This is a genomic window from Nesterenkonia sp. PF2B19, from assembly GCF_001758425.2.
Classification (GTDB): Bacteria; Actinomycetota; Actinomycetes; order Actinomycetales; family Micrococcaceae; genus Nesterenkonia; species Nesterenkonia aethiopica.
Genome location: NZ_MDSS02000007.1, coordinates 93564 through 103388, shown reverse-complemented (window position 1 = coordinate 103388; position 9825 = coordinate 93564). Strand labels below are relative to the sequence as shown.

Sequence of the window (9825 nt, the reverse complement as noted above, 5' to 3'; positions counted from 1 at the left end):
TGGAGGACCGGGCCGCCGTCGCCCGCGGAGCCAGCCTGGACGCTGAGGGAACCGCCCCTGCCGACGCCGCCGAGCCGGGCGCGGCGCTGGCGCGACGACCGGCTGGGGCAGCTGGTGGCCGGCCGGCTCCACCTGGAGATCGGCCAGGAGGATGTGCTGGTGGGGCGTGCGGGGCTTGAACCCGCGACCAAAAGATTATGAGTCTTCTGCTCTGACCAGCTGAGCTAACGCCCCGGATCGGTCACCCTTCCCGACGCCTGGGCGTCGGGCGGAACCGAGGACATCCTATCGGGTGCGCCGGCGGCGCGGGCGGCGAGCCGCCGGACGCCACCCCTGAGCCTTGCCGTACTGCCCGGGGTCCACCCAGTCGGCACCGCGATAGAGCTGCTCGAAGGCCTCCATGGTCTTGGTGATGCTGTGGCGCGAGGCGATCTCCCGGCTGCGCCGGCCCATCGCCTCCCGCTGCTCTGAGCTGCGGGTGACGATGTCCTCCAGCTTCGCCGCCAGGTCTGCGGCGTCCCCCGGGGCGAACAGGTGCCCGTTGACGCCAGGCTCCACCAGATGCGGCAACGCCAGGGCGTCGGCCAAGACCACCGGGCGGCCGGCCGACATCGCCTCCAAGGAGACCAGCGACTGCAGCTCGGCGGTGCCCGGCTGGCAGAAGACGTCGGCCTCCAGGTACGCGAGGCGCAGCTGGTCCTCGTCGACGTGGCCGCGCATGCGCACCCGGTCCTGCAGGCCCAGCGCCAGGATCTTCTCCGCGAGCACATCACGCTGCTCGCCGTCGCCGACGATCTCCAGTCCGATGTCGAGGGCAGGATCGGTGGCGGCGACCGCGTCGATGAGCACATCGACGTTCTTCTCCACGGCCAGCCGACCCACGAACAGCACGGTGGGCCGCTGCCCAGGTGCGATCTCCTCGCCCGGCCGCAGCTGATAGTGGTCCACGTCGATGCCGTTGGACAGCGGCAGCACGTGGTCGAAGCCGGCACGCTCGCGCATGGTCTGCGCGGCCAGAGGCGTCGGGGTGGTCACCACCGAAGCCTTGCCCATCAGCCGGCCCATGTCCCGCCAGGAGTTCTCGGCCACGATGCGGCAGAACCAGTCGGGGAACGGCAGGAACGGGTCCAGGTTCTCCGGCATGAAGTGGTTCGTTGCGATCGTGCGGATCCTCCGCCGCTCAGCGGCCTCGATCGCGGCCTTGCCGATCATGTAATGGCACTGGACGTGGACGACGTCGGGCTGGACCTCCTCCATCAGCCGGTCCATGGCGGGTTCCACCAGCCAGGGCAGGCACAGCCGGTAGTACTCGTGCGTGGGAGCCTTGAAGGACCGGAACCGGTGGACCGTCGCATCCTCGGTGTGCTGGACCAGGTCCGGTCCGGAGTCGTTCCGGGCCGCTGCGATATGGACCTCGTGACCCATGCGGGTCATATGCCGAGCCAGCCGATGACAGAACACGGCCGCCCCGTTGACGTCCGGCGGGTAGGTGTCCGCCGCGATGAGGATGCGCAGCGTGTCCTGGGTCCTGGGCATGAGCCGCTCGTGTCCTCCTGGGATAGTCACCCGCCCGACTCCCGCGCCCACTGGGCACGATCGCGGGGCCTGATGCCCCGGCTTCGGAGCTGGCGCGCTTTGCGGTGCGCCTTCACAAGATAATCGATGGACGCCAGGATGTGCATCAGACATCCTGCCGCGAGCACTAGCTCCGCCGTGATGACCAGCACAGTGCCCTCCAGCTGCGGTGTGCGGCCCAGGAGGATCAGCGGCGCCCCCACCAGCAGGCAGGCGGTGCGGATCTTGCCCAGCACCGAGACGGTCAGCTGCGGGGAGCCGGAGAAGCGCACGGCCGCGTGGACGAACAGCACCAGATCAGGGATCACCACAGCGAGCACCACCCACAGCGGCGCCACCGAGAACACCACCAGCGTGATGGTGACGATCACCAGCGAGAGCCGGTCCGCCAGCGGGTCCAGCCACTGCCCCACTGTGCTGAGCTGGTCGAAGCGCCGCGCGATGTACCCGTCCACCCAGTCGGTAGAGCTCAGCACCGCCAACACCCAGAACGCCCCGAGATAGGAGCCGGTGGCGACCAGCCACACGAAGACCGGAAGCAGCAGAAAGCGCACGACCGTGACGACATTCGGAACGGTCCAGAATGTCTCATGCAGGGTGTACTCGAAACCCTCCCGGGTTCCGGCACCGATGAATCTCACAGGGTCCTCTGCTGGTCTCGGCGGGGAACCCCGTCGACGATCGCCGACGGGGACGGGTCGTGTGAAGTTGTGGTCAGAGGCAGCGCGACCGTGTCACGCGAGCTCGAGTCTGCCAGGTCCGCCTCAGCCGAGTCCCGAGCTCAGCGCTTGGTCAGTTCACGCAGGAACACCGCGCCGGCAGCCGCGGAGGCGCCCAGCACCGCCAACGGCTTCCACCGGGCCGCGACGAAGTCTCCTGCCGACGGTCCCTCGTGGCCGGCGCCCGAGCCCTGTGGGGCGTCACCGGCATCGGCGTCGCCCGCGGAGCGGCCGGCGCCGCGCAGCTTCTCCTTCAGGCCGGCCACGCCGCCCTGGGCCTCGGACTTGAGCGACTCCTTGTCGCTGCGCTCACGGATCTCATCATGCAGGGACCCCAGGTGCTCCCGTCGCTGAGCGGTGCGCCGCAGCAGCTCCCGGTAGCTCGGCTTCTTCGGGCTGCCCTCGCCGGGAGTCTTGGCCTGCTGCTTCTTGCGCTCCTGGGCCTCCCGCTTGGCCTCCTCCTTCTTCCGGCGACGCTCGGCATCCTGCCGGTCCAGCGTGCGCGGGTCGAAGCTGCTGCCCTCCTTGGCCACCCCCAGGTCCAGTCGGAGCCCTCGAATCGCGTCCTCGGGCATCAGCGGCATGGCCTTCTTCAGGCGCAGCAGGCCGATGAGCACGAAGACCGCCGCGATCAGCAGGAAGATCCCGGCGACGATCAGGCGGCCGCCCAGAGCTCGAAGATCAGTCCGAAGGCCGCCACGGCGGCGACGATCAGGGCGACCACCAGGAAGGTCAGAAAGACCAGGCCGACGACCATCAGGGCGGCGGCGATGCCTGCCGCGATGCCCTTGGTCTTCATCTGGCCGATGGCCAGCTGGATCTCGTCATTGATCTGCTTCGGCCCCAGGCGCAGGACGACCTTGATCAGGTCGACGAGCGATGGGCGGGGGGCAGCGGTGCGGGTGTGCCCTGCTCCTTGCTGAGCCAAGACAGCGCCTCCATCCTGAAATGACTGGTCGGACCTGTGGGACTGGCACAGCGGGCTGCGCAGCCTTCCGTGACCAAACTACCACCAACGCCCCTGGTGACCGGGACAGGGCTCCGCCGCCACCATCCCGTGCGCCGAGCGCTGGGCGGCGGGCACTACCATGGAGGCATGCCCGAGCAGCTGGACCTGGACGAGCTCTACGCGAACACCTTCACTGCGGAGGATCGCGCCGCCTTCGAAGCGCAGCCCACGTCCGAGAAGAAGTTCCTCGTCGCATGGGCGTTGGCGCTGTTCCTCGGACCGATGGGCGCCCAGCGCTACTACCTGGGCCGACTCCCCACCGGGGTTCTCAAGACCCTGATGTTCGGCACCGCGATGGTCGGCTTCGCCACGGGCGCGGTCAACCTCGGCTTCATCTTCATGGGCGTGGTGGGCGCTTGGACGATCATCGATCTGTTCCTGCTGCTCAGCGGCACGATGTCCGACCGTCAGGACGTGCGGCTGGACGGCTTCCGCCGCTGGGCCGGTCCCTGTGCCGCCGTGACGGTGCTGTTCCTGGTGGGCCTGCTCATCGCCGCCCTGGTCATCGGCACCAGCTCAGCGGTCAGCGGCTGAACATCCTTCGTACGCCGGCCCCGGTCAGGCCGGGTCGATCTGACCCACCGGGGTCCGCTTCTCCGCCTGGAACTGGTCCTCCACGCACCCGAAGGCCCAGTAGGCCGAGAGCGACATCCCCCGGCGGGGCAGTCCCCGCTCCTCGACCAGCAGCCGTCGCATCCGCTTCATCTGCTCACGCTCTCCGTGGACGAAGACCTGCACGTCCCCGGCAGGGATCTCCAGGCTCGCCACCGCCTCGACCAGCCGGGTGCTCTCCGGCGTGAACTCGCCGCCGCGATGCAGCCAGCGCACCTCCACCCCGTCCGGCGCAGCAGCGACACCTGGTCTTCGACGGAGGGCACTTCGAGCACGACGACGCCGCGGGCGTCGGCTCCAAGGCTTCGACCGCCGCCGCGATGGCCGGCAGGGCGGACTCATCCCCGGCCAGCAGGTGCCAGTCGGCCTCCTCCCGCGGCGCGTAGGCGCCCCCGGGCCCGAAGAAGCTGATCAGCTCCCCCGGGCGGACCTGCTGGGCCCAGCCGCCGGCGAGGCCCTCCTCGCCGTGGGTGACCATGTCCACCCACAGCTGGCCGGCGTCGTGATCGATGTGACGGACCGTGTAGGTGCGGGTCACCGGCATCTGCTCCATCGGCAGACGCTCCCGCAGGGCATCGAGGTCATAGGGCCGATCGAGCCCCAGCGCCGGATCAGCGAAGAGCATCTTGATGTACTGGTCCGTGGCGTCCTTGAACTCGAGGGCTGCGAACCCCTCGCCGCCGAGCACCACACGCACCAGGTGCGGAGACAGCCGCCGCACCTGCTGGACCGTCAGCACATGCTGGACCCGGGGCTTCCGGGCACCGCCGGCGTCGGGGCGCACAGGCGCCGGCTGATCAGGCGCCGGCTGATCCGGTGCGGACGGTGGGGTCTGAGGAGACATACGGCAGGTCCTTTCCACGGGTTCTGCACCGCGGAGTCTACAGGAAAGGCATGCCTCACCTGCCTGGCCCCGATAACGTCACTCAGCCGTAATGGAATCCATGCCCGTCGGGCCGTCGCTCAGAAGACGATGGTCGTCTGGCCGTTGCGGATGACGCGGTCCTCGCAGTGCCACTGCACCGCCCGGGACAGCACTGCACGCTCCACGTCAGCGCCGAAGCGGGTCAGCTGCGCGACGTCGTCCTCATGGGAGACCCGGATGACGTCCTGCTCGATGATGGGCCCCTCGTCCAGGTCCTTGGTCACGTAGTGCGCAGTGGCGCCGATCAGCTTGACCCCCCGCTCCTTCGCCTTGCGGTACGGTCCGGCTCCGATGAAGGCGGGCAGGAAGCTGTGATGGATGTTGATGACCGGGGCGCCCACCTCACGGAGGAAGTCCTCGGAGATGATCTGCATGTAGCGGGCCAGCACGATGAGGTCCACATTGCCCTTCAGCAGCTCCAGATGCCGGGCCTCGGCCGCTGCCTTGTCACCCTTGTCCACCGGCACGTGGATGTAGGGAATGCCGAAGGGCCGGACGTCGTCGGCGAGGTCCGGGTGGTTGGAGATCACCATGGCGATGTCCATCGGGATCTCCCCCCGGCGGTGCCGCCACAGCAGATCCAGCAGGCAGTGGTCCGCCTTGGAGGCGAAGATCGCCACACGCTTGGGCGTGCCGGCGTCGGTGAGACTCCACTCCATGTCGAAGCGCGCCGCCAGACGCGTCTGGACCGCCTCCTCGATGCTCGGCCGGGCGGCGGCGAGTCCGGGCAGGTGGAAGACCGTGCGCTGGAAGAAGCGCCCACCCGCGACACCGGTGCTGTACTGGTCCAGCGAGATGATGTTGCCGCCGAGATCGGTGATCACATCCGAGACGGCGGCGACGATCCCCGGCTGGTCCGGGCAGCTGATGATGAGCCGGGCGATGTCGGTCGGCGACGCGTCGACGGAGGTCATGGTCACTCCTGAGGTGAAGGCGGCGGGGCGGTCCGAGGACGACGACGGCGGCGACTCCCCGATGAGGAGCGGCCCGACCGGCGTCGGGGGTCGTGGGAGAGGATAGCAGTCACGCCGAGGGCGACGGCCTCAGGCTTCCGGCGGTGTCGGCTCCAGTGACACGAACGCCCGCAGCCCTGTCGGCGAGACGTCCCGGACCTCGGTGAACCCCAAGGCCTCGTAGAAGGCCCGCTGCCCGGGCTCGGAATCGGTGAGCAGGACCTTCTGCCTCACCTGACGCACCGGCGCCAGCACCTCCTCGACCAGTCGTCGCGCGATGCCGCGACGGTGCAGCTCCGGCCGCACCAGCACGTCCTGCAGATAGGCGATCGTCTCACCGTCGCTGAGGATCCGGGCCAGGCCGACCAGGCGGCGTCCTCCGTCTGCTCCGTCAGCTCTGTCGGCTCCGTCGGCTCGAGGAGCTGAATCGGAGGCCCAGGCGGTGGCCACCGCGAAGGAGCCCGCCACCGCTCGATGCAGCCGGGCGGGGTCCCCGGTGTAGGCGGTCCATCCGACGGACCCGTAGAGGTTCTCCAGCTGGGCGGCCTCGGGGACCTCTCCGGCGAGGATCTCCACCTCCGGGTCGGCCATGGGACTCAGACCTCCGTCAGATCGGTCGCGGAGGCGGCCAGCCTGTCCACAAGTTCTGGGACCTGATCGTCGACGATCAGCGCTCCCGCCGGGGAGGGGTGAGGAATCCGGCCTCGACCATGTGGTCCACCATGGCGAGCAGCGGCTGCCAGAAGCCTCCGACGTCGAAGAGCGCGACCGGCTTGCGGTGGAGGCCCAGATGCTGCCAGGTCCACACCTCGAAGAGCTCCTCCAAGGTGCCGGCGCCGCCCGGCATGGCCAGGAAGCCGTCGCCCAGCTCGGCCATGCGGCGCTTGCGCTCGTGCATGTCGGCGACGACGTCCAGACGCGTCAACCCGGGGTGGGCGATCTCACGGTCCACCAGCCCCTGCGGCATCACGCCGTGGACCTCTCCCCCGGCCCCCAGGGCGGCGTCGGCGAGGACGCCCATGAGCCCGACGTTCCCCCCGCCGTAGACCACCGTGATGCCGCGGCGCCCCAGCAGAGCACCGAGACGGCGCACCGCACGGGCGTGGGCCGGGTCATGCCCGTGGCTGGACCCGGTGAAGACGGTCAGGGATCTCACGCCCTGGTCTCCTCGCCCTTCAGCGCCGGGAGGACCTCCTCGGCCAGCAGGGGGGCCAGGTCTTCCGGCATCGGCTCAGCAGCCGGGGAGAGCCAGCGCAGCTCGGCGATCTCGGACGCCGGGGCGGCGTCGACGGCGGCAGGTGCGGCGTCGTGGAGGAAGATCTCTCCGGTGACCAGCCGACCGGGCTCATTGGCCGCTGCGGCGTGGAAGGTCCCCAGTTCGCGCAGATCCTCCGGCCAGAGCTCCACGCTGAGCTCCTCAGCACATTCACGCACCGCGGTCTGCACGGGGGTCTCGCCGGGCTCCGGCTTGCCGCCGGGCAGCATGAACCGGTCGGTGCCGCTCTTGCGCACCGTGAGCACTTCGCCGTCCGAGTTGCGGATGACCACCGCACTCACATGGATGGCGTCGGCGGACTCTGCCCGCCCCGGAACGGGCGCCGTCAGCGCCACGTCCGAGAGGGCCGCATGCCTCGGCGGGGAGGCGTCCTGGGGATGTTCAGTGGTCAGCACGGCGTCCATGGTAACCACGGATCATGCGAGGTCAGGCCTCCTGCCGCCCACAGACCCGTCGTAGAACGTGATCAGCGGCACGGTGGCAGTCCGCCGCCGCCGCGTGATTCCGCGGGTCTCGACCCTCGGCAGAGGCTCGGCGAACCCCAGCACCCCCGCCCGGCGTGTTGTGATGTGCGCCTCCTCGGCCCGTCCGATTTCCCTCGGCCGAGATTCGACTGCTACACTCTTTCAGTCGCAATCCTCCATAGCTCAACGGCAGAGCACTCGACTGTTAATCGAGGGGTTGCTGGTTCGAATCCAGCTGGGGGAGCTCATCGCATGAGGGCCTCGACTCGCCACGAGTCGGGGCCCTCTGCCATTGCCGCTCGCTGACACCGTCGCCCTCTGCTCTCGTCATCGTCGGCGCCTATCGCCGCCGGGACTCCTCGCATCGCCGGTCAGAGCCGAATAGCCACCCCATCGCGGATCCGTCGGACGGACACCGTCCCCGGGCAGGCGGTCGCCACCACATCCCCGTGAGGGATGATCTGAGTCTGCGGGTCCAGACCCCGCTCGCGGCATATCCGGGTGCACAGCTCGATGGAGATCTCGTAGGTGTCCTCGCTCGGCGCCCGCTCCGGGTCCGCAGAATGCTCGATGCCGATGCTGCGCCGATTCATCGCCAGGTCCCCCGCATGCCAGGCGGTGTTGATCTCGCTGACGTACTGGTGCAGAGCGCCTTCACCGATGCCGTAGTGAGCGCTGACCCCCGAGCCCGGGTCGGCGAACGTCGCATCCGCCGCGGCCAATGTGCCGACGATGTAATGGATGACGATGCGGTCCACCGACGTGCCCTCGCGTCCCGCCGAGTAGTTCTCCGTATGCTTCCACACCGGCTCCATGGCTCAGTCCCCTCGGCCCAAGGGGCACCCCAGGGCGTTCGCCGGATTGCGGCGCCGCCCGTCCTCGTCATACGCGGTGGGCCGGATCAGCCCCTCAGCGCCCTGACCCGGATCCGTCGAGGAGCTCGCATCGGACGCACGGGCGGGGGCAGCCCCGACGCTGAGCCCGACGGCCGCCGCTCCGGCACCGCTGACGAGGAACAGAGTTCGCCGTGTGAGATCCATGGGGTGCAAGCTACTGGAGCGTTGCGCAGGGATCAAGGGGCCAGGAGGCGCGTCACGACGGATCATCGGGCGCGGAACGTCGCCGGCACGTCCCCGTCGCCGGTCGCCGCGGCCAGGACCAACTCTCCGAGCAGCGGGGCGAACTTCGCCCCATGACCTGAACAGGGCGAGACCACGGTGACCCGCTCATGCCGGTCGATGAGGAAGTCCTCGTCGGCGGTGGTGGTGAACAGGCAGGTGGTCTCCGCATACGGGGTCGGTTCCACCCCGGGCAGCCTGTCGGCCACGAACCTGGTCACCCGGGCCCGTCCGGCGTCGTCGATCCTGCCGTCCTGATCCGCGGCAGACCCGATGACCTTGCCGCCGTTGAACTCGGCGACCTTCTGGCCCCTATGGTCGGCGTCGCGCCCGCCGGGCAGCCCATAGACGGTGATGTCACGGTCCCCGTGGATGAACGTGGGCCGGGCGGAGGCCTCCGCCGCTCCCCCGCGGTAGGGGTAGTGGAAGGCCTGCTCCTGCCGGACCGTCAGCCGGCGGTTCGCCGGGAGGAAGCCGGCGGGCAGCGGCAGCTCCCCCAGAAGCCGCGGAAGCCAGCCGCCCGCGCAGACGACCAGATGCTCGGCATCCCAACGGCGCCCGTCCGAGGAGGTCAGCCGGACCCCGGAGGCGGTCTCCTCCACCCGGCTGACCTCCCAGCCGGTCTGCAGCCGCGCACCGGCCCGCTGGGCCATCCGCAGCATGGCGGCCACCGTACGTTCGGCGTCGAGCACCCCTGCCCCGGGGTGCCACAGCACCTCCGAGTCGAAGGCGAACATGGGCCACCGGTCAGCGGCCTCGGCGGCGCCGAGCAGCTCGTGGTCGACTCCGGCCCCGGCGAGCACCTGTGCCAGCTCAGCGGGCCTGCGCGCCTCCCCGTGGTCCACCGCCCCGGTCAGGGTCAGCAGCGGCTCCTCCGCCTCGCGCTCCAGCTCCTGCCAGCCCTCGGCCGCCTGCACCACCAGATCGGCGTAGAACCGGTCCGGATAGGCGTAGCGAAAGATGCGCGCCGATCCGTGGGAGCTGCCCAGAGGCCCGGCGGGCACGTCCCGCTCCAGGACGGCGAGCTCGTGCCCGGCCTGCGCCAGGCGCCACGCCGCCGAGGCCCCGGCCAGACCCGCCCCGATCACCACGTGACGGCTCGACTCCCCCATACGTCCCAGCTCCCTTCACCGTCGCCGGCAGACACACCCCGGTGAGACCGGTGTGCCTCCGG

Annotated in this window: 12 protein-coding genes, 2 tRNA genes and 1 pseudogene; 2 read left to right on the top strand and 13 right to left on the bottom strand. The window is 69.8% G+C overall.

Features of this window, described 5'->3' with window-relative positions; all coding sequences use genetic code 11:
- Positions 1-157: 157 nt before the first annotated feature.
- From BCY76_RS03775 to BCY76_RS03760, 4 genes and pseudogenes are all read right to left on the bottom strand, one after another.
- Positions 158-234, bottom strand: a tRNA-Ile gene (locus BCY76_RS03775).
- 51 nt (positions 235-285) lie between these two features.
- The gene (locus BCY76_RS03770) at positions 286-1536 is read right to left on the bottom strand and encodes a glycosyltransferase (RefSeq protein WP_083277389.1); all 1251 of its coding nucleotides are present in this window, start codon (positions 1534-1536) and stop codon (positions 286-288) included.
- 26 nt (positions 1537-1562) lie between these two features.
- Entirely contained in the window at positions 1563-2216 is a 654-nt protein-coding gene (locus tag BCY76_RS03765) for a CDP-alcohol phosphatidyltransferase family protein (protein ID WP_070159319.1), read from the bottom strand.
- 140 nt (positions 2217-2356) lie between these two features.
- Positions 2357-3222 (bottom strand): annotated as a pseudogene (locus tag BCY76_RS03760) (phage holin family protein).
- Positions 3223-3390: 168 nt separating this feature from the next.
- On the opposite strand from BCY76_RS03760, the gene BCY76_RS03750 reads away from it, so the two are divergent.
- A complete protein-coding gene (locus BCY76_RS03750) occupies positions 3391-3837 on the top strand; it encodes a TM2 domain-containing protein (protein ID WP_085437175.1) in 447 nt (148 codons plus the stop codon).
- Between the two features lie 24 nt (positions 3838-3861).
- Here BCY76_RS03750 and BCY76_RS20245 read toward each other — a convergent pair whose 3' ends face one another.
- The 6 genes from BCY76_RS20245 to BCY76_RS03725 all read right to left on the bottom strand — a co-directional run bounded on the left by BCY76_RS20245 (position 3862) and on the right by BCY76_RS03725 (position 7464).
- Positions 3862-4131: a siderophore-interacting protein gene (locus tag BCY76_RS20245; protein ID WP_336581892.1), complete on the bottom strand. Its 270-nt coding sequence runs from the start codon at positions 4129-4131 to the stop codon at positions 3862-3864.
- Complete coding sequence (locus BCY76_RS03745; protein WP_336581891.1) at positions 4013-4759, bottom strand: siderophore-interacting protein; 747 nt, start codon at positions 4757-4759, stop codon at positions 4013-4015. The genes BCY76_RS20245 and BCY76_RS03745 overlap by 119 nt, the downstream gene beginning before the upstream one ends.
- A gap of 119 nt (positions 4760-4878) precedes the next feature.
- Positions 4879-5754, bottom strand: a complete 876-nt coding sequence (gene purU / locus BCY76_RS03740; protein WP_070159315.1) for a formyltetrahydrofolate deformylase — start codon at positions 5752-5754, stop codon at positions 4879-4881.
- Positions 5755-5883: 129 nt separating this feature from the next.
- A complete protein-coding gene (locus tag BCY76_RS03735) occupies positions 5884-6384 on the bottom strand; it encodes a GNAT family N-acetyltransferase (RefSeq protein WP_070159313.1) in 501 nt (166 codons plus the stop codon).
- A 76-nt stretch (positions 6385-6460) separates the two neighbouring features.
- Positions 6461-6949 (bottom strand): TIGR00730 family Rossman fold protein, encoded by a 489-nt coding sequence (locus BCY76_RS03730; RefSeq protein WP_070159312.1) that lies wholly within the window; start codon positions 6947-6949, stop codon positions 6461-6463.
- Positions 6946-7464 carry an NUDIX hydrolase gene (locus BCY76_RS03725; RefSeq protein WP_336581890.1) on the bottom strand — a complete coding sequence of 173 codons (519 nt, stop codon included), beginning with the start codon at positions 7462-7464 and terminating at the stop codon, positions 6946-6948. Before BCY76_RS03725 ends, BCY76_RS03730 begins: the two co-directional genes overlap by 4 nt.
- 241 nt (positions 7465-7705) lie before the next feature.
- Here BCY76_RS03725 and BCY76_RS03720 point away from each other — a divergent pair.
- Positions 7706-7777 (top strand) — tRNA-Asn (locus BCY76_RS03720).
- 127 nt (positions 7778-7904) lie between these two features.
- Here BCY76_RS03720 and BCY76_RS03715 read toward each other — a convergent pair.
- The 3 genes from BCY76_RS03715 to BCY76_RS03710 form a co-directional block, all read right to left on the bottom strand.
- On the bottom strand, positions 7905-8339 hold the full coding sequence (locus BCY76_RS03715; RefSeq protein WP_170922571.1) for a peptidoglycan recognition protein family protein: 435 nt from the start codon (positions 8337-8339) through the stop codon (positions 7905-7907).
- 12 nt (positions 8340-8351) lie between these two features.
- Positions 8352-8573, bottom strand: a complete 222-nt coding sequence (locus BCY76_RS17935; protein ID WP_170922570.1) for a hypothetical protein — start codon at positions 8571-8573, stop codon at positions 8352-8354.
- A 62-nt stretch (positions 8574-8635) separates the two neighbouring features.
- Positions 8636-9763 carry an FAD-dependent oxidoreductase gene (locus BCY76_RS03710; RefSeq protein ID WP_070159307.1) on the bottom strand — a complete coding sequence of 376 codons (1128 nt, stop codon included), beginning with the start codon at positions 9761-9763 and terminating at the stop codon, positions 8636-8638.
- Between the last annotated feature and the right edge of the window lie 62 nt (positions 9764-9825).

Bases quoted from the DNA above. Each gene is read 5' to 3' on its own strand.
- BCY76_RS17935 (WP_170922570.1), bottom strand. From the start codon at position 8,573: ATGGATCTCACACGGCGAACTCTGTTCCTCGTCAGCGGTGCCGGAGCG.
- BCY76_RS03735 (WP_070159313.1), bottom strand. From the start codon at position 6,384: ATGGCCGACCCGGAGGTGGAGATCCTCGCCGGAGAGGTCCCCGAGGCC.
- BCY76_RS03710 (WP_070159307.1), bottom strand. From the start codon at position 9,763: ATGGGGGAGTCGAGCCGTCACGTGGTGATCGGGGCGGGTCTGGCCGGG.
- BCY76_RS03750 (WP_085437175.1), top strand. From the start codon at position 3,391: ATGCCCGAGCAGCTGGACCTGGACGAGCTCTACGCGAACACCTTCACT.
- BCY76_RS03770 (WP_083277389.1), bottom strand. From the start codon at position 1,536: ATGCCCAGGACCCAGGACACGCTGCGCATCCTCATCGCGGCGGACACC.
- purU (WP_070159315.1), bottom strand. From the start codon at position 5,754: ATGACCTCCGTCGACGCGTCGCCGACCGACATCGCCCGGCTCATCATC.
- BCY76_RS03745 (WP_336581891.1), bottom strand. From the start codon at position 4,759: ATGTCTCCTCAGACCCCACCGTCCGCACCGGATCAGCCGGCGCCTGAT.